Source organism: Prosthecobacter sp., assembly GCF_044226605.1.
Classification (GTDB): domain Bacteria; phylum Verrucomicrobiota; class Verrucomicrobiia; order Verrucomicrobiales; family Verrucomicrobiaceae; genus Prosthecobacter.
This window is the reverse complement of the sequence record NZ_JBGAGS010000001.1, coordinates 67,259-87,753: the sequence shown is the minus strand read 5'-3', so window position 1 is coordinate 87,753 and position 20,495 is coordinate 67,259. Positions and strand designations below refer to the sequence as shown.

The following is a 20,495-nucleotide window of genomic DNA, read 5'->3' as shown; positions in this document are numbered from 1 at the left end:
AGGTCACACAGCGTGTTCCCATGCACTTTCCCATGAAAAAAGTCCTCACCATCCTCCTCGGCACCGCGGCGCTGGCCGGCTCCGTCGCCGTTCTGCGCGCGCAGGCACAGCTCGCTGAATTCGACGAAAAATTCAAGGCGTTCGACACGAACAGCGACGGCATCATCAGCGGAGACGAGATGAACGGTGCCAGCTACCTTCCCCGGCTGGACCTGAACAAAGACGGCAGGCTGACACGCGCCGAGGCGCTGGAAGCGGTGCAGAAAATGCGCAAACTCGCAGGCAGTCCGGCCGCCGGAATCGGAGACGAGCCCACTGGGGTCCTTTTCAAACGATTGGACAAGAACAGCGATGGAAAGCTGACGGCCGATGAACTTCCCAACCAGAAATGGTTCAACGGCCTGGACACGGACAAGAACGGCAGCGTGACCCTTGATGAAGCTGAAAAAGTGATCGCAACCTTGCGCAAACGCGGCGGCGGGGAGAGCAGCAGCACGGCGACGGCAAGCCCGATCAAGCCTGCCTCCGAAGACCCTACCTTCAAGGAAGCGCCGCAACTGCTGAAAGGCAGCGAGCATGGGGTGGGCCGCATGGTGGAGAATGCCACCCTGAAAGATTTGAAGGGCGCAGAAATCAAATTGACCAGCGCCGCTGGAAAGAACGGCCTCGTGATCGCACTGTTCAGCGCCACCTGCCCGATCAGCGGCAAGCTTGCGCCGGAGGCAGCGAGGTTGGAGAAGGATCTGAAGGAACAGGGCGTGGGCATGCTGCTGGTCAATGCACCTCCAGGGCAGAAGACCGACGAGATCACCAAGTTCATTGCCGACCACAAGCTGGTATCTCCGGTGGCCGTCGATGCGGATGGCAAACTGGCACAACAACTGGCGGCGACCACCACCACCGAGGTTTTCCTGCTCGATGCAACGCGTACCCTGGTCTATCGCGGTGCGCTGAATGATCAGTATGGTCTTGGCTACACGAAGAACGCAGCGCAGCATCACTACCTGCGTGATGCCGTGGCTGCGATGCTCAAGGGAGAGCCGGCCGATCTGGTTGCGACCAGTGCGCCGGGCTGTGCGCTGGATTTGCCTGCAAAGGTCGCCGCCGCCAGCACGTCCGTGACGTACCACCGTGACGTGGCGCGCATCATGCAGGCCAATTGTGTGGAGTGCCACCATAAGGGAGGTGTGGGACCGTTTGCACTCGACTCGTACGAGGCGGTGATCGAGCACGCGGGCATGATCCGCAAGCAGGTGGAGCGTGGTGCCATGCCGCCATGGTTTGCCGCGCCGCTGGAGGGCAGGGCGCATTCTCCTTGGGCCAATGACCGCTCCCTCTCCGAGCGCGACCGCAATGATCTTCTCGCCTGGCTGGGTTCTGACCGTGCCAAGGGCGATGTGGCAGAGGCACCCAAGCCGCGAGTATTTCAGGGGGAGTGGACGATCGGCAAACCGGATGCGATCATTGCCGGAGCGCGACCGGTTTCTGTGAAAGCCGAGGGCACCATGCCCTACCAGCATGTGACGGTGACCACGGATTTTCCTGAGGACCGCTGGGTGCGCGGCTATGAGATCCTGCCAACAGCACGCGAGGTGGTGCACCATGTGATCGTGAGCGTGTTTGCGAAAGGCAGCCGTGTGAGCCAGGGCGGGGAGGAAGGTTCGCAAGGCTACTGGGCCGCGTATGTCCCCGGTAACTCCAAGCAGGTCTACCCCGAGGGCTTTGCACGCAAGCTGCCTGCAGGAGCCACGGTGAGCTTTCAGATCCACTACACCCCCAACGGAAAAGCCGTGGAAGACACCGTGCGCATGGGGCTGCTCTTTTCGAAAGAACCGCCCAAATACGTCATTCACACGACCGGTCTGCCCAATGCCCGGATCAGCATTCCTCCGGGGGAGGCCGATCACGTCGAAACAGCATCGCGCAAGCTGCCCACGGACATCAATGTGATGGCGTGGATGGCGCACATGCATGTTCGCGGCAAGGCGTTCAAATTTGAGGTCACCCTGCCGGATGGCAAAACCGAGACGCTGCTGGACATTCCCAAATACGACTTCAACTGGCAGCTGCGGTATGACTACGCGACACCGCATTTCCTGCCGCGCGGAAGCACGGTGAAAATCACCGCGGTGTACGACAACAGCACCGGAAATCCAGCCAATCCGGACGCCACCAAAACGGTGCGCTGGGGGCAGCAGACGTTTGATGAAATGATGATCGGCTACATGGAGCACTACACACCGCTGAATCCGGTGGTGGCTGACAAGTGACAGGTTCTTAAGGCCACGAGCTGAAAGCCTTGCGCGGGGAGTGCGGGAGAAATGCTGATTGCACAACCTGCAATCAGCGCCACTCTGCCTCCGTCTGATGAACCTCAAACCTGCCAGCCGAATTGCGATTCGTGCCGTTGTAAAAACGGTACGAGCCCTCTGGCATGCCTAACACCACGGTTTGAGGAACCTGCGCGAAGCGCGATCATCATCACAAAAGACAACGATCAGATATGATGCCCAAAGGTAGCCCTCAAACCGGCACCTCCATGAGCACTCCTGATACCACAAAACTCCTGCTAGATCCCCGGCGCGGCGCGAAGGCGATGCTGCTGTCCCTCACGTGTTTTTCCGGCAATGCCCTGCTGCTGAAAGACCTGGCCTCCCACCGCAATGTGGATCCATGGATGTCTCTGACCTTTCGCGCGGCGGTCGGACTGGTTTTGACGATCATCTTCTTTGCGCCTGCAGGGACGCTGAGGCTACGCCGCTCGTTCCAAAGCTGGCTGCTGGCTTCCCGCGGCGTGCTCGGTGCGCTGGGCACGGCGGCGTACTACACGACCATCGGGCCGCTGGGGGCGGGCAAGGCCACGCTGATCGGCAATACCTGGGCGATTTTTGCGGCGATCATGGCGGCGTTCGTTTTGCATGAGCGGCTGGGCCTGTTGAAGCTGGCTGGCATTCTGCTGGCGCTGACCGGCCTGAGTCTGCTGACCGGACTGGCGCCCGGTACGATGGCGCAGTTTGGCAAGCATGAGATGATCGCGCTGATCGGGGCTGTGATGGCCGCGGCGGTCGTGGTGGTGATCCGCCAGCTCACGCGGACGGAAACCAGCGCGACGATTTTTTCATCGCAGTGCATCTATGCGCTGCTGCTTGCCCTGCCGCTGGCCATGGGAGGATTTGGCGCATTGAACACGATGGATGTGGTGCTGCTCACGGCGGCCGCCTTGTGCGCGAGCGTTGGACAGCTGGCCATGACGGAAGGTTTCCGGTTTCTCTCCGTGGCTGCCGGTGGCGCCTTTCAGATGACGGTGCCACTGGTCATTTCGCTTTCGAGCATCGCGTTGTTTGCCGAGCCATTCAGCGTCGCGCAGGCGATCGGCGGCGTGCTGGTGCTGTGGGGCAGCTACCACACCGTGGTGGGCGGGTTTAGCAAAAAGGTCTAGAACGCAAACCCCACCGTCACATGCAGGAAGCCGCTCTGCTCTCCGGTGCGGCGGTTGGGATTGTGACCGTAATCAACGCGGATGGGGCCGAACGGGAGCTTGTAGCGAAGCCCTGCGCCGATGGCTTCGCGAAAGTCGGAGGAATAGGATAACGGTGAAGAATTGTTCCCCTGGCCGAGGCTGCCGATGTCGCCGAAGACGGCGAACTCCAGGTTGGGCATGACTTCATAGGAAAACTCGGCGCTGGCAAACAGCGAGGACGTGCCGCCCAGCGGCGTGCCACCCGGCGTCACCGGGCCGAGCTTGCGCATGCCGAACGAGCGGACGCTGAAAGGGCCGCCATTGAAGACACGGCTGTCGATGGGGATCTTGTCGGCTGTGGCGCCTTGGATCGTGGCCAGTTGTGCGCCGGTGGCAAAACGGAACTTCTTGGTGATGGGGATGTACCATCCGCCCTGCAAATCCGAACGGATGAAGCTTACGCCCGAACCTAGAGTGTCTGTGGAGCTCTCCACACGGGCGGAGACATACCAGCCTTTCCGCGGCAGCAGCGGGCTGTCCCGGTGGTCATACATCACATTTCCGCCAATGTTCATGAGGGAGTAGTTGGTCGGACCGGTCTGGGGAAGCGTGAGTACTTTGGAGCTGACGGTGTTGGCGGTGGTGCTGATGAACAGGGAGTAGCTCAGTGCCTGATTCACACGACGCGCCACATCCAGGCTCAGGGTGGTGCCGAGACGGTCATACTCAAAGCGGTTGAACTGTTCCAGGGCGAAGCGGGTGGTCGCTGAATACTGGGTGTTAAACACGGCCGGATTGGTCAGGCTCACAAACCCCACCGGCCCCGCCATGCTGTAGCTGAGTTCAGCTGCGAGGGTGTTGCCGGAATCGCGCCAGTTCGTGTTTTTGTAGGTCACGCCTGCCTGCGCTCCAAGGAAGGTGTCAAAGCCTGGCTCAAAGCCGAGCGTCACCGGCCTGGCCTCTTCTCCGGTGATGCGCAGGTTTCCTGCGGCCATGTTGCCGCCGTCCGGCAGGACCTTGGTGTCCAGCAGGGAAAACATGCCCGTGTCCAGGGCCCGCTTGAAGAGGAAGTCCGCCTCCTCCGCCTCGTATATCTGGCCGGTCAGGGGCTTGAACTTCGCCATCAGCACTCGTTTTGCACCATGGCTGAAGGCTTCGTGGGGAGTGATGCTGGTGATGCGTACACGCTCGCCTGGCGCCACGCGAAACACGACATCCACCGTGCCTCCGGCCTTTCCCAGGGTGTAGTCCGCAGTCGTGGCAGCATGCAGCCAGCCGTGATCCGAGCAGATGGAGGTGAGCTGCTTCTGGATCTGCTGCACTCGTGCTTCATTGAAGGGCGTGCCACGTGCCTGCGTCATCTCGGCCTGCATGCGTTTTTCCAGCTCTGGAGGCGAGCCGATGATCGAAGCCTGGCCAAAGTTGAATTTCGGACCTGCCTTGATTTCCAGCGTGACATCCTGCCGTGTGCTCCTTTCCGCCAGCGGCGCGGGGAGCAGCTTCGCTTCTGAATTCAGGTAGCCTTCGGCACGCAGGCGGCGCTGCACCATGCTCGCGCCCTGCTGAATGTCGGCCTTCACCCACTGGGGATCTTTCTTGTCCACATCCTCACGCTCCAGCGTGGGCTTCATGAAATACTTTTTCAGCTCTTCCGCTGGCAGCGGCAGGTCGCCTTTCAGCGTCACGGTTCCCACATGCACGGCTTTGCCGGGTTTCACCGTCAGGTAGATGCCCCCTCTCTGCATTTTCCAAAAGGTTTCCGCATCAGGCCACCCTTCGCGGATGTAGTGCTGGCGAACAAAGAAAGCCAGATCGTCCGCCAGGGGCTCGCCGGGAAGTCCGCTGCCATTCAGAGTGAGCTGGTCCATGAGCATGCTGCGCACATCCTCCCATTGCGCCGGGGCCACTCCCTGCACATCCACCCGGGTCTGGCCAAAACTCACTTCGTATCCCATGGCTCCGCGTGTCATCAGCGACACCCAGAGAAGCAGCACCGGTGCAAGCAGCCGCAGCCATGGTGCATGGTCGCTGAACTTCGAGGTGGAGGTGCCTGGCTTCATGGGGTGTCGTCATCCATGGCGCGGGTTGCCTTGCCAAACTTCATGACATAGCCCAGCAGGGCCTTCATGCGCCCGGACTGGGTGAAACGCCCGGTGAACCTGATTTTGGGCGTGATCTCATACATGGCCTGGACGCTGTCGTTGGCACGGTCCGCGCCGGAGGGATTGAAAGTGGTGTGCAGCTTGGGAGGGTCTGCGCTCACGGTCTTTTTCTTGTGGAAGATCTTGCGGTAAGTTTCCGCGATCACGACGAAAGCCGCACGGGTGATGGCTTCGCTGGCCATCTGCGCGTTGTCACCACCCAGCGTCATTCCCGTGCCAAGGAGCGTGACGATGTCTGCCTCTGAAAGCGGCGGCGTGCTGGTGAAACGGGTCTTCGGATTGGAGGTGTCTCCATACACATAGAGGGTGATGTCCGTGCTGCCCACGTTTGATTCCCCACGTACGTCCAGCTTGGGAGTGAAAGGATTGTCCGGATTCATCATCACCACGCCTTTGGTGATTTTGAGCAGGCTGAAGGGCAGGCGCAGCACCATGCGGTCCACGTTGGCCGCGCCCGTCAGCTTTGGCGCTGCGCCGGTGCCACCGAGTGCGATGTCGGCGGAGATCGCCCCGTTCATGAGATTGCCTGCGATCACCACCGGGTCGTGCGTACGCACCTTCACATCAAAGGTCCAGTCCTTCAGCATCGGTGGAAGCACCAGCTTTTGTTCGGTTTTAGAAGTGGAGGGAGGCGGGGGGGGCAGTTTTTCGCCCTGATGGATCATGCCCGTCACCTTGGGCAGAAGGTCCACTTCCTGGAAAATGCGGCCACGCACGATCTCCACATTTCCGCTGACGCGAGCCGCCTTCAAAGTGCCTGCACAGCTGACGTCTGCGTTTGCGCGGACCGTGGAGGTGGGATTCCGCATCACCAGCGCCTCGCGAGCGTCTGCTTTGAAATCGAAACGCGGGTCCTGGAGATTGGCCGCATCCAGCATTCCAGCGAGCCGCACATGGCCGCCCGCGAGAGTCACCGAGATGTCTTCAACGGAGACTTTGCGGTCATGCGAGTGGACCTTCACCCGCAGGTTGCGCACGCTGGGCATGTCCGCGCTGACAAACTCGATCTCCGGCGCATTGAGGTCGATCACCGAATCGATCAACGGTGCTTTTACCGTGCCACCGACATTCACATGCATCTTCATCTTCGCGGGGGACGAGCGTACCATCTCGGGGGCAAACTCGCGCGCGAAGCTCAGATCAGTCTCCGGGAGTTCCAGCGTGGCCTTCAGCGGCAGGTTCATCGCGGCAGATGGATTTTTCGTCAGCGACATGACTTCCACTGGAATGTCCGCCTTGAAGGTCAGGGGCTGCAAAGGCGCCTGAACTACCTTGGCATCGACCTTCAGGCGGTTGGCCTTGAGCGTGGTCAGAAGATCGACGGTGGCTGGTTGAAACGACTTGGGCAGACCGGGGGCTTTGAGTTCCTTCAGCCCCACCTTGATGGAGGCGTCCGTGGTATCCAGCCGGCCGGCGATTTTGACATCCAAGCTCAGCAGCCCTGGCGGCACACTTTTCACGCCGGCAGCAGCGGCGATCTCATGAAGCGGCAGTTCATGCGCGTTCAGCACGACATCCAGTGGTGCACCATTCGCCACGCCAGTCTGCATGACATCAAAGGGAGCATGGGCGTGCCCGCTCATGAGCCGCCGGTCTTTTTGCCAGAAGCTCAGATCGGTCAGGTTCGCCTCCTTATTTGTGACCGAGCCTCGGGTGAGAAGCTTCCATGGACCGAGCACCGCCTGCAGGGTTTCGATCTGCGCCGCTGTGCCGGCAAAGGAGGTCTTCAAATTGACATCCGCCGCCTCGGGCATGCCTGCCACTTTTGCCTTCACCACCTGCATGTCCAGCCGCCCTTCGGCACGCCACGGGCTGGCGTCTCCACTGACCTTCATCTGCACCGCCACGCTTCCGGATTCAATGAGCGGGACGTTGGAGGCGGCTCGCAGCGGGTTCAGATTTGTCAGCACTGGCATGGAGATGTTGCCATCCACGTCAAATCCCCACGGTGCCTGCAGCTTCGCTTTTCCGCTCAGGTCAATGTGGTTCTGCTCGTCCATCACGATCCGGCACTGCTGCAGGGACGCCTCTCCCCTGGCCACCGCGACCTTCAGATCCACCTTCGGCAGCGGCGCACCGGCATAGAGGCCGTCCGTCACGCTCAGAGCCATGTCGGCGTCCATGTTCATGACGTCTTTCGCTTTGAAGACAGCCTTGCCCGAAATGGCGATCTTTGCGGCCACGGGTTTCTCCTGCGGCGGCAGACCCACGGTTTGCATCAAAGCCATCGGGTCATCGATTTGGATCTGCCACTGGGCATTCACCGGCAGTGCATCGTCCAAAGCCACCGTCGCGTTTATGTCCACGCGGTTTCCAGCGCCGAGCGTGAGGGCGGGGATGCTGACCTTGGCCTGCTTTCCCTCGAGATCGAGCTGCAGACCCAGCTTGGGCAGCTTGTAGGTTTGAAAGCCCAGGTCTGTGCCATTCACCTGTGCCGTAGCTTTTTCAGGGGTGGTGCCGGTTCCCGAGGCACTCGCGGTCAGGTCGATGATTCCTCGAGCGGGCGGGGGATTTGTGAGGAGCTGGGTCAGGTCGGCTATCCGTGCGTTCACTTTTGCCGTCCAGGGGGACTTCATCACATCCGCCGCCAGTTTGGACTCCAGCTGGACGACGATCTCATTGGCGCCGCGCAGAACTTTGAGATCCTGCACCTTTGTCACACCGTCTTTGACTTCCAGAGTGGTGGTTATCGAGTCCAGAAGGGTGCCGGCAGCGCGCACATCCGGAATGCTGATTTGGCCAGTGGCCGCCAGCGTCATGGGTTTCAGCGGATCGCCTTCGACATGCAAATCCACCTTCACGGGGCCGAACTCAATGCCCTCCGGCAGGTGCAGAGCCCCCAGTTCGCTGGACGCCAGATCATGCACATGCACATCGGCCTTTGTTTGAAGATTGCCGCCAAACATTCCATCTGCCAGCGCTTCAACAACCACGGCGGCCTGGCGCATGCCTGCATCGATTTTCACGCTGGCCGCATCTTGGTCCCACTTGCTCAAATCCACCGCGAGTGATTTGAGCTTTGCGCCATAAGGAAGGTCGAGTCCTGCGATAATGAGCGTGCGATCGCCCCACTGAACATTCGCCTTCACGTTCGCCACACGCATGTCCCCAGGCTCCATCTTGAATTCGGCGAGTTCAAAAGTGCCGGGCATGCCCTCGCCAACGCGCAGGGAGAGGCCGCGGATGGTGATCTTGCGGCCATCCGCCAGCACCACCACGGCATTGATGTTTTCGATGTCGATGGTCTTTGGCCACACAAGGGGCGGCGGTTTGCCTGAGGGTGGCTTCTTGACCTTCACCTCCACTTTGGTTGCCGGGGTCAGCTTTCGGAGATCCAGCGCCACATCCGCGTCTTTCAGCGCCACGCTTTTGACGACATCGATGTTGCGGGTCCTGAGGTAGGCCCAGGTGTCGTAATTGACGGCGATTTCGCCTATGGTCGCGTGCTCCACCAGCGATCCACTGGCTTCAATGTGGCTGAGCTTTAAATCGTGCAGCACCGAGCCTTCGACCTTCCACTTGAGCTTGATGCCGGCCATCTCCGCGCCTTTGAAACCACCGTAGCCGACGGCCCAGCGCAGCAGGGGGCCACGGAAAATGACGGCGACCACCAGCAGCACGAGGCCAGCCAGCAGCAGTCGTTTGATCCATCTCCACCAGCGGCGGGTCTTTTTTGGGGCTTCGGAGGAAGGCACGCTCATTCGATGCCTTAAATCGCAGCAAGTTCAATGCTAGCCGTGGTCCTTTTATCCAGCCTATTTTGCGAGGTCCTCCGCCGTCCACATGGCAGAGCGGTCCGCGGTGGCGGCACGCACGGCTTTTACCTGCTCCGCCGTCACGGCGGGCGCCTGGTTGCTGAAATTGGAACGTACGTAGCTGAGCACGTCCGCCACCTGCTGGTCATTCAGGCCCATGGGCGGCATGGGGAGAGGGGCCAGTTGTTTAAATTCGACGTTATTCACACGGATGGGGCCCGTGAGGCCATGGGTGAGCATCTTGATCAAACGTGCCGGATCTCCTGAGGCCCAGTCGCTGGCCGCGATGGAGGGGTAGATGCCGGGCAGGCCCTTGCCCTCGGGCTGGTGGCAGTTCAGGCAGAGCGCGTCATACACCTGCTTGCCCGGATGATCGACCACGGCTGCGGCACTGGCGATCTTTTTCACGTATTCGGCGTGTTTCGTATTGCCCCCGAAGTCGAGGATGGCCAGCACTGGCACATAGTTCGGCTTCAGGCTTTTCACCACCTGCTTAAGCGCATAGTCGATAAACCTGTCTGTGGGATGGTCCAGCGCCTGCACGGCCACCGTCACGGCTTCGGGCTTGGCCACCCGAGCGCAGGCGACCACCGCCTCCAACCGCACGCGTGGATTTTCGTCGTGAACCGCCTGGGTCAGAAGCTCCAGGGAGGTCGTGGCCCTGGCTCCATAGGCGCGCACGCGTGCATCCTTCGCCTTGAGCAGACGCTTCACCAGATCCGAGTTTGGCGCCTCGTGGGACTGATACACGCCGCAGACCTCCATGAGCAGATGCTCGTCATCGTTTTTCGCGATGAAGGCATCCGCCGCTTTGAGGACATCTTCGGTGGAGGCATCAAACAGCAGACGCTTGGCCTGATAGCGCGTCCAGCGTTCGGGGGATTTGAGCTGTTCGAGTAGTTCCGCAGGTTTCATGTCTGCCAGCTTGGGCTGTTTCACCAGCGGGCGGCCTTTGGCGGTGATGCGCCAGATGCGGCCATGCGAGCGGTCGCGGCGTGGGTCGGCGTAGCTGGCCTGATAGTGGCCGATGACGGGATTGAACCAGTCGCAGAGATACATCGCGCCATCGGGGCCTATGCTGACGTCCACAGGTCGAAATGACGCGTCGCTGGATTTCACCAGCTTTGGCAGCTGGGTGCTCTTGAAGCCTGCTCCGTCGTCTTCCAGGCGGTGAAGCTCCACTACACTGCCGAAGTAGCCGCCGATCAGAGCGCAGCCCTGGATGTCATCCGGAAGCGCCTTGGTGCCGATGAACTCCAGGCTGTTGGTCTTCGGGTTCGTGTCAAACAAAGCGCCGGTGGGATGGTATTCGTCGGGATCTGGCAGCGCCACGAGGCCGGGCACGCTGTAATAACCTACGGGGCGGTCGCCGCTCTTGTGGAAGACCTGGTTGTAGTCGTCAAAGGCGACGCCCCAGCAGTTGTGTCCTGCCTTGCCGCCATTGAAGTAGCCTTCCATCTTTTGCGTGCGCGGGTTCAGCTTCCACACGCCGGCTTTTTCCAGGCGCGCGAGGCCCCAGGCGGTTTCCACGCGCGAAAAGGCATGCAGCCCTTGCGTGAACCACAGCGAGCCATCGGGACCGTGGCAGATGGAATTCACCAGCTGGTGTGTGTCGCCGATGCCGAAGCCGGAGAAAAGCACAGTTTTCTCCTCCGCCTTGCCGTCGCCATCGGTGTCTTTGAGATGGGAGATTTGGTCGAAGTCGCAGACATAAACACCGCCAGCGCCTGGTTCCACGCCCTGCACCATTGTCAGCCCTTCAGCAAAGCGCGTGGACTTGTCCGCCTTGCCATCGCCATTCGTGTCTTCCAGAACGAGGATGTAGTCGGAAGGCTTGATGCCGGGCATCGTCTGCGGGTAGGTCGGCGAGCAGGTGACGTACAAGCGTCCGCGTTCGTCCCAGGAGAACTGCGTGGGCTTCGCCACGCCTTCGACTTCTGAGGCGAAAAGGTTCATTTCATAACCTTCCGCCACGGTGAAGCCCGCCATCTGCTGCTCGGGCGTCAGCACGGTTTCCGTGACCACGCGGGGCGCCGTCTTTGGCTCCTCGGGAATTTTCTCGCCTTTTGCCAGCGCATGAATGCGGGCGTCCAGTTTGGCGACGAGCGGTTTGCGTGCTTCAAAGCTTTCCCGCAGGGAAGGGGCATCCAGCGCGGGCTTGCCAAACATCTGCGTCACACGGTCGCCATAGACGAAGGACCAGTTGGCGGGACGCCAGCAGTCAAACCACAGTCGGTTCTTTTCCACGATCGCCGCCTTAACCGCGGTGAGGTCGTCCGCCTCGCTCGAAGAAGCGCCAAGCTGCTGCGCGATTTCATGTGCCACCACACGCAGGCCCTCAGCATTCAAATGCAGGCCGTCGTCCGTAAGACGTGGCTGATTCGCTCCGCGCTTTGAGAGAGGAGTGAAGAGATCGACAAACACAGCACCGCGCTGTTTTGCGATCTCGCGCACCGCATCCGCGTAGGCTTTCACATCCGTGTTTCTCAGCCGCAGCTCCGGCGCGTGCGATGCCATGGCCTGCTCAAACGGCATGGGGGAGAGCAGCACCAGACGTGGCGTCTGGGCCGAGAACTGATCCAGAAGACGATGGTAGGCCGACTTGAACTCTGCGAGGCGCTTCACTCCATCAAAGGATTCCGTCTGACCGAATTGTGCGATCACGATGCCCGCGCCGGCTGCATCGAGCTGCGCCTTCCAGTCTCCGAAATTCAGATCGCGCCACTGCTCATACACCGTGTCCCCTTCCCAGGCCATGGAGCGAAACCGCGGCTGCCTGGCAGCGAAGGCGGTGCCGAGCACGGCTTCGAGGTCGCCCACTTTTTGTTCTCGCACCAAGTTTTCCTGGCCGGCCATCACGATGACTTCGTCCTGTTCGAGTGCGAACTTGCCGTCCTTGAACGGCTCACGCCTGGCCACGGCAGCGCCCGGATTGCCGAAGCGGTTGAGCACATCTTTTTCCTCCGGAACCATGGCGTCTGGCAGCGCCTCGATGGTGATGTTGCGGAAGGAGATCTGCGCCTTGCATTTGCCGTGGATTTGCAGGGCGATGAGGCCCTTGAGGTCGATGCCGGGTTCGCGTTCGGTGTAGTCCACCGTGCGCACCTTGTTCACGAAAAGCTGGATGCGCTGTTCCTCGGCGCGGATTTCGTACTGATTCCACTCACCCGGCTTTTCCGCTTTTTCGATCAGCTCCTTCGCGGGCTGCAGCAGCATCTTCTTGCGCCGTGACTCATCATAGAGGCAGCCGGAGTAACCCGCGCCGATGTCCGCCTGGTAGCCGCTCATCTCATTCGGTGGCTGAGGGATGCGAACGCTGCGGAACTGCACGCCCCCGTTCACAAATCCCTCTGTTCCCTCCAGCTTGTACTCCAGCCGCAGGATGAAGTTCCGATACACCTTTTTCGAAGTGAGGAATTCGTTCTGCGGGTTTCCTTCCAGCGAACCGCCGACGATAACGCCGTCCTGCACACGCCAGACTTTTGTCGTTTCACCGTCCCAGCCTTTGAGCGTCTTGCCATCAAACAAAGATACCGGTTCGGCTGCGGAAACTAGAATGGGAAATAGAGCGAGAAGGGGGATCAGGCGCATGGTCGGAAAATGGTCGGGCGGATCAAACGCGGCTTGAAGCCGGATGCATGCGCAAAGTTCTGCAATCACTGTGCGAGAGGAGCCTGTGTATTGACTGAACAAAAGGAAGTCATAACCAGTACGGATCAAGATTGTTAGAGGACCTCTATAGGCGCTAAGGTTATCATTTATAAGGAATTAAGCAGTCCTATTTCGCTTTCAAAAAGTCGGTTTCAATCTTTCATCCGAAGCATGAGACCGCGCAAGGGTTCCCCGTCCTGTTCTTGTCAGGGATGTCTTTGCCTTGGCGTGGTGCATTTGAGCAATGGTTCCGCTTAAGCGGAATGAACATTCTCAGGACACTCATGCCCTCCTGCGATGAAACGAAATCCTTTTGTGCTTCTAACGGTGCTCCTCCTGGGTGGAGTGGGCATGTTTTTTGTGTTGAAATCACCGAAGCCTGAAGAGCGGAGGGTCGAGAAGCCTAGATCCCAGGGAGGCCCATCCGTGGTGACTGGCCTGCCAGATGCTGCACCGGGCGGCGTGGCTGTGACGGCCCCACCAGCCGGTGGTGCTTCGGATGGGTTTTGGCGCTTTTCAGCGCAGCCCGGCGGAAATCCTGAGGGGCTGGATAAAAAGCAGGCTGCAGAAAGTCGTGGCAATGGTGTGCTGCCTTCTGGCAGGCGCTTTCGGATCGAGTCATTTCCCAATCTGCGTTCGCTGTCCGAAGGTTCCCAGGTCAGCCTGAGTCTTCCAGACGGACGCAGTTTTTCAGGCATCGTGAATTACAGCCGCCTCGACAAAGGCTATGAAAACACCCACCAGGTGGCTATTGGATTCACTGGAGACAAGGGCGGGCTGGTGGCCATCGACGATGCTGTTACGCGACGCGTGCAAGGCCGCCTTTTGATCGAAGGAGACCGGCTTGGCTGGACGGTGGAGACAGATGCGCAGGGGGATCTGTGGCTGGTGGAGCATCTGCGTGAGGACATGGTGTGCGAACTGCCGGCGATCCCCATGCTGGTCAAAGCCCCCACGGCCCGGGACCCTGCCGCCGAAGCGGCGCGCAGCAGCCCGCTGCCCGGCGACTCCACCGTGACAGGCACGGCCTCGGTGCCTCCCACGCTGAACAGCCGGCCAACTGCAACGGCGGTGCTGTACCTTGATTTCGACGGCGAGCCAACGCAGACCTATCCTGACTGGCCGGTCAGCAATCCCGCCACCCCGATCGCTGCGCCTGCATCAGGGCTTACGGCGGATCAGATGACGAAGGTCTGGCGGCGGGTCGCGGAAGATTACGCCCAGTTCAACATCAACATCAGCACCGAACTTGCGAAGTACAATGCGGTGTCTGCCGGTCAGAGAATGCGCATCATCGTGGCCAATACGCTGCCGGTGAAGCTGACGAAGGCGGGGGTGGCTGGCATACAGTCCTTCCGGACGAATGCGGTGTCGGGTTATTCGACCGCGAGCAACATCCCTGCCTGGATGCCGGTAACTCCCAATTATGGCACCACGGCATCGACGATGACAGACTCCCAGCTGTCATCGCTCGCAAGCAATATCACGCATGAGTTTGGGCACACGCTCGCGCTGTGGCATGACGGCAATGACGGGGTGCAGCCGACTGATTTAAATCCGGGGAATTATTACCCGGGCCACGGAACTTCTCCGTTCGACTGGTCTCCAATTATGGGAGCCCCCTATGCAGGCGGGTCAAGCGCGAGAGCCATCATTCAGTGGGCTAAGAATGACTATCCCGGCGCCAACAATGCGCAGGACGATCTTGCCGTGATCGCCGGATCATTGAATGGCTTTGGCTACGCTGCTGACGAGTCGTCCAGCTTTATTTCCTCAGGCGTGTTGACGTCCACCGGAACCAATCAGGTCGGCGGGGAAGGCATCGTCTCGAACAAAGATGATTTGGACTGGTGGCAGTTTCAGGTGAAAAATTCTGGCAGCACAACGGTGGAGGTGGTGCCGGCGGACGAGAGCACGTCTCTGCCCAATCTGGACTGCGGCTTCCGCATCGAAGATGCCACGGGTACCGTGGTGGCAGGGCCGTTTGCCACAGTGGACAGCATGGAGGCCAGCGCGACGATGAACCTGGCGCCGGGCGTCTATTACGTGGTCGCCTACGGGACCGGGAACCGCCAGTTTTCTGACAGCACGGGCTACAACAACTACGGCAGCACCGGGCGCTATCTGGTCACCGTGGGGCTGCCTGCGGACACTGAAGATCCCGTGCCGGTGATCCTCTCTCCTGTGGCAGGCACGCTGGGGAGTCCAACTTTGCAGTTTAACGGAACGGCCAATGACAACGACCACGTTTCCGGGCTGAGCATTTTTCTCCGGCGCAACAGTGACAGCGCCTTCTGGAATGGAAGCTACTGGCAGGTGGGTACGGCGGGGCTGAACCGTAGTTTTGACTCGGGGAATTGGAATTGCACCTCGCCGCTGCCCCAGGTTGGAGGTGCCGGTCCCGGGTCGTTGAATGCGGGAAGTTATGATTTCATTGCGATTGCGGAGGATCCGGCAGGGCATTCCAAACAGGCAAGCGTGACAGTGATGGTGGACTCAGCCGGTCCGGTGGTGACCATTGGCTCTCCGACGGTGATACTTGGTGCCAGCGGTTATTCGTTTAACGGCACCTCGCAGGACGCAGGCGGAGTACAGGCGGTGAACTGCTTCATCCGTCGAGAGAGTGACGGACAGTATTGGAACGGATCTGGATGGGGGGCTCCGGCCATCAATCTGCCGACGGATCATGTCTCCCATACGACGGCCGCCACCCGTACGTGGCAGTGCGTCTCTCCAGGGCTTCCACAACCCGGGGCGCAACTGACGCAGGGGGCCTACACCTTCATCGCCATCGCGAGCGACCAGTTGGGAAATCCCACCCAGACCGATTCCTTGGTGCTCATCGATGACAACGCTCCGCCGCAGGTGGCCGTCACCACGCCGGTCAATAATGGCTTCGCGAGTGTGCTTTCGAGCATCTCAGGAACGGCAACCGATCTGAGTGGCATCAAAGAGGGATCGGTTTCACTCACATTGTTTCAATCAAGCACCGGCTTTTTCTGGAATGGTGTGGACTGGGTGTCTGACATCACCGCGCTTCAAGCCAGCCTGAGCGGGAGCATCTGGACTTACCCGTCCGTGCCTTCCGGTGCCAAGCTGACACCGGGGCAGTATTTCATCAGCGTGCATGCGCGTGACAACGGAGGCACACTTTCCGATGCAGTGCCCGGGGTCAACCAGACCTCGTTTCAGGTAGATCTGAGCCCGCCCACGGTCTCCATCGAGAGTCCGCTTCAGAATGCCACGGTCTCAGCGCTGCCATCGGTTTCAGGTTTGGCGGCAGATGGCAACGGCATCTCGACCGTTCGGTTGTACCTGTATCGCTACAACGATGGCAAATACTGGGATGGCAGCAGCTGGGGCGGCGGTGGCTCCGCCATTCTTCCCACGCAGGTGAGCGGAGGCACGTGGAGCAGCGTGGCGGGCTCCCTGCCGGCACCGGGTTCCAACCAAAGCACCAGCCTGACCGGCGGCACCTATGACATCATCGCCTTCGCCGTAGATACCGCGGGCAATCAGACACGGGCCGATGCCGTCGTAACGGTGGAAATCATCTATACATGGACCGGTGCGACACTGCGCGACAGTGACCCGGCCAACAACAGCACCTACTGGGGCACGCCGGAAAATTGGTCTCCGGTGGGCGTGCCGGGTGCCGGTGACACCGCGGTCATCGATAACGGTGACACGGTCGATTCTTCGATCAACCGGGTGGTCGCGGGATTCAAACTGATCTCCGGCAACCTCAATTTCACCAATGGCCCGGGTCCGCTCGGGACTCTCTCGACCAGCGGCAAGTCAACATGGGCGAGCGGCCTTTTTAACGGCATCTGGACCAACGGGCCTGACGCCACGCTCGAACTGACAGGAACGTCTGCAAAACAAGCCGGTGGCAATGTGGTGATCAACAATTCAGGCCTGATGAGATGGACGGGCACTGGCGTGCTGCTTGGCGCGGGAGGAGGCTGCACGCTCAACAACCTGCCTGGAGGAACGTATGAGATCGCAGCGGACGGGCCTCCGTTTGAAAACTACAACGGCAACAACGTTTTCAACAATGCGGGCACGTTTGTGCGCACGGGCGGCGCCGGGACCTCGGTCGTCGAGGCATGGGGCTTTAACAACAGCGGGACGATCCGGTGTGATGCCGGCGTGCTTCAGTTTGACAGCGCTCTCAATCTGAATGCGGGCACGGCTTTTGGTGGAACGGCGCAGACGAGGCTCAATGGCCCGACCACGGTGAATGCTGACTTTGCGATCCCCGCCGGGGTGAACGTCACTCTGACGGGCGGAGGCTTGAACTGCGCGGCGCCGGGCGGCGCTTCTTTGGTCGGTGGCATGAACTGGCAGGCGGGAACTCTGGGCGGCACTCTCAACATCGCGGCGGGTTCCACACTGAATCTCGTAGGCGCCGTGGGGAAGGACATGGCGGGATCGACGGTGATCAACAACGCCGGTACCGTCAACTGGAGCGGCGGAAGCTCGGGGCCTCTTATCGGCACGGGTGGCGGCTGCACGATCAACAATCTCGCAAGCGGCGTTTACAACGTGACAGTGGACGGCGCACCGCTGGTGAACTACAATGGCAACAATGTCTTCAACAACGCCGGAACGCTGGTGAAAACGGGCGGCACGGGGACCTCAAGCCTCCACGACTGGACCTTCAACAACAGCGGTGCGATCCGCAATGATGCTGGCACACTGGCGTATGAATCGACTCTGAACATCAATGCTGGCGCGGTGTTTTCCGGCGCGGCTCCGCATCAGTTTAACGGCACCGTCAATGTCACCGCTGGCTTCACCATTAACCCGGCAACGAGCGTGACATTCAAGGGGGGATCGCTGAACTTTCCCGGGGCGGGCGCGGCGTTTAATGGCGTTCTGAACTGGCTTGCGGGCAGCCTCGGCGGCACGCTCAACATTCCTTCAGGCTCCACGCTTAATCTGCTCGCGGGCTCGGCAAAAGACATGGCGGGAGCAACGGTGATCAATAACGCCGGTACCGTCAACTGGAATGGCGGAAGCACGGGGCCTCTCGTCGGCACGGGTGGCGGCTGCACCATCAACAACCTAGCGAGCGGCGTCTATAATGTGAACGTGGACGGCGCGCCGCTCACGAACTACAACGGCAACAACGTGTTCAACAACGCGGGGATTCTGGCCAAAACGGGTGGCACGGATATCTCAAGCCTCCACGACTGGACCTTTAACAACAGCGGGACAGTCCGCAATGACGCCGGGATGCTGGCGTTCGAGTCCACCCTGAACATCAATGCCGGATCGCTCTTTTCTGGCGCGGCGCCCATTCAGTTTAACGGCACGCAAAATACCAGCGCTCCCTTCGGCATCGCAGCCGGGACGCAGGTGAAAATGATCGGCGGCAGTTTAAACTGCGCCGACGGCATGGCGGTGGTGGGCAGGCTGGCCTGCACGGGGGGCATGATCAATGGCACACTCACCGTTCCTGCCGGTTCCGTGCTCGACCTCATCGGCGGTGACGGCCATTCGGTATCCATGGGTGGATATGCTGTGATCAACAACTCCGGAACGATCAACTGGGACAACGACTGCCTCCTCGGCAGCGGCGGTGCCTGCACGGTGAACAATCTTGCCGGAGGTGTTTATAATCTCCTGCGTGATGGGAACCCCTTTCAAAACTACAATGGCGGCAATGTCTTCAACAACGCCGGAAGGCTGGCCAAGACCGGTGGCGCTGGCACTGCTCATCTGACCTCGTGGGTGTTCAACAACACCGGTGAAATTCGCTGCGACAGCGCTGTCATTTCCCTGGAAAGCCCCTTCAATCTGAACAGCGGCTCGGCCCTCACCGGCTCGGGAGCGGTGAACTTCAACAGTGATGTGCGCATGAACGCGCCGGTGATGATTTCCACCAGCGCCAGCCTTTCTAGCGGCTCCCTGACGAGCACCGGGGGGCGGTTGGACGGCACTCTGAATTGGAGCAGCGGATCCGTGTACGGCACGCTGGTCATCGCCGCGAACTCAACACTCAATTTTAGCGGCATGGGAGACAAGAATCTGGGCAACAACGCGGTGCTCGACAATGCCGGCACCATCAACTGGAGCGGGCTGGCCATTCAAAATGTCAACGGCTTCGGGGGCGTGAACAATCAATCGGCCGGGGTCTTCAATGTGACGGGAGACGGCACCGTGTTTGCCAACTACGGAGGAACCGGCACCTTCACCAATGCCGGGGTGTTTCGCAAAAATGGAGGCTCCAGCTCCGCCTATGTGAACTCGTGGGTTTTCAACAACACGTCTCAAGTCATCTCCAATTCGGGCTCGATCAATTTCAATGGCGGCGAGCTTGATCTGAATGCTGGCGGTCAGCTGACGGGCAGCTCGGACATTCATCTCAGCGGTGGTACCACCATTCTGCGGGGAGACACTTCGTCTGTCGGCGGCCATGTGATTGTGGATGGTGCCAATGTCAGAGGACACGCTGACGGCACGGGCAGGATCCTCGGCGGTGGGTGGGACTGGTACAATGGCACATGGTCGGGAGCCATCACCGTCGGCCCGACAGGCGTTGTTTCGCTGGTGAACGATGCGGAAAGAAATCTGGACTTCGGCGCGCAAATCGACAATTACGGCACCATCACAGCCACGGGCACGGGCAGTGTGCGTGCGCTCGGCAGCTCACGCGTGGCCAATCATACAGGTGCGACGCTGGCCGTCGGTACGCTGGCCTTTACGAATTACAATGGTGGAAACCAGCTGACGAACGATGGCGTTGTCACGGTCGGCTCTTCAGTCGCCAGCTGGTCGATGGCCTGGGACTTTGTGCAAAGTTCGGCAGGCAGGCTCAATCTCGATGTGGGCGGGCTTGCGGCGGGCACCCAGTTTGACCAAGTGGCCTTTACCGGCAGCGTCACGCTCGGCGGCACGCTCAATGTCACGCTCATCAACGGCTTTGTGCCTGCGCATGGCAGCACTTTCAGCGTGCTGACCTATCCCTCGCACACCGGGACCTTCGCCACGTTCACCGCTCCCGGAGCCTTGTTCACACGCAGCTACAATGCCGGCGATCTCACGCTTACCGCGGCAAACTCACCTGCGAACCTGGCCGAATGGAAGAGCATCTACTTTGAGTCCGGCTCCCCGGATGCGGATGATGGTGCCGATCCTGACCGCGACGGGGTGCCAAATCTCCTGGAATACGCTACAGGAGGAGATCCGCACTCATCCTCACCTTTGCACACGCCGGTCGGCAAGCCGGACGCGAGCTTTGTGGAGTTCGACTACCCGGTGAACATCGTCGCGCTCAATGAGCTGACTTTTGCCGTCGAATGGCGGGACAGTCTGTCCGGCGGAACGTGGAGCACGACGGGGGTCTCCGCGCCGAGTGTCATCAGCTCCACAGACACGATGGAGCTGATGAAGGTCATGGTTCCGACCGGTGGCCGGACCTCCCGCTACATGCATCTCTCAGTCACCAAAAACTAACAG

6 protein-coding genes are annotated in these 20,495 nt (G+C 60.2%); 3 read left to right on the top strand and 3 right to left on the bottom strand.

Annotated elements, in window-relative coordinates:
- Positions 1-32 precede the first annotated feature (32 nt).
- Entirely contained in the window at positions 33-2,270 is a 2,238-nt protein-coding gene (locus tag ACILSO_RS00255) for a redoxin domain-containing protein (protein WP_395735352.1), read from the top strand.
- Positions 2,271-2,539: 269 nt separating this feature from the next.
- The gene (locus ACILSO_RS00250) at positions 2,540-3,439 is read left to right on the top strand and encodes a DMT family transporter (RefSeq protein WP_395735351.1); all 900 of its coding nucleotides are present in this window, start codon (positions 2,540-2,542) and stop codon (positions 3,437-3,439) included.
- Here ACILSO_RS00250 and ACILSO_RS00245 read toward each other — a convergent pair.
- The 3 genes from ACILSO_RS00245 to ACILSO_RS00235 are packed head-to-tail and all read right to left on the bottom strand — an operon-like array spanning position 3,436 to position 12,968.
- The gene (locus tag ACILSO_RS00245) at positions 3,436-5,520 is read right to left on the bottom strand and encodes an outer membrane protein assembly factor (RefSeq protein ID WP_395735350.1); all 2,085 of its coding nucleotides are present in this window, start codon (positions 5,518-5,520) and stop codon (positions 3,436-3,438) included. The two genes, ACILSO_RS00250 and ACILSO_RS00245, sit on opposite strands and share 4 nt — an antisense overlap.
- Complete coding sequence (locus tag ACILSO_RS00240; protein ID WP_395735349.1) at positions 5,517-9,317, bottom strand: translocation/assembly module TamB domain-containing protein; 3,801 nt, start codon at positions 9,315-9,317, stop codon at positions 5,517-5,519. The genes ACILSO_RS00245 and ACILSO_RS00240 overlap by 4 nt, the downstream gene beginning before the upstream one ends.
- 60 nt (positions 9,318-9,377) lie before the next feature.
- The gene (locus ACILSO_RS00235; protein ID WP_395735348.1) at positions 9,378-12,968 is read right to left on the bottom strand and encodes a PVC-type heme-binding CxxCH protein; all 3,591 of its coding nucleotides are present in this window, start codon (positions 12,966-12,968) and stop codon (positions 9,378-9,380) included.
- 357 nt (positions 12,969-13,325) lie between these two features.
- Here ACILSO_RS00235 and ACILSO_RS00230 point away from each other — a divergent pair, with 357 nt between their 5' ends.
- A complete protein-coding gene (locus ACILSO_RS00230; protein ID WP_395735347.1) occupies positions 13,326-20,492 on the top strand; it encodes a hypothetical protein in 7,167 nt (2,388 codons plus the stop codon).
- Positions 20,493-20,495: the final 3 nt, after the last annotated feature.

Excerpts from the sequence above, each read along its gene's own strand:
- ACILSO_RS00245 (WP_395735350.1), bottom strand. The coding sequence starts at position 5,520 with ATGAAGCCAGGCACCTCCACCTCGAAGTTCAGCGACCATGCACCATGG.
- ACILSO_RS00235 (WP_395735348.1), bottom strand. The coding sequence starts at position 12,968 with ATGCGCCTGATCCCCCTTCTCGCTCTATTTCCCATTCTAGTTTCCGCA.
- ACILSO_RS00230 (WP_395735347.1), top strand. The coding sequence starts at position 13,326 with ATGAAACGAAATCCTTTTGTGCTTCTAACGGTGCTCCTCCTGGGTGGA.
- ACILSO_RS00250 (WP_395735351.1), top strand. The coding sequence starts at position 2,540 with ATGAGCACTCCTGATACCACAAAACTCCTGCTAGATCCCCGGCGCGGC.
- ACILSO_RS00255 (WP_395735352.1), top strand. The coding sequence starts at position 33 with ATGAAAAAAGTCCTCACCATCCTCCTCGGCACCGCGGCGCTGGCCGGC.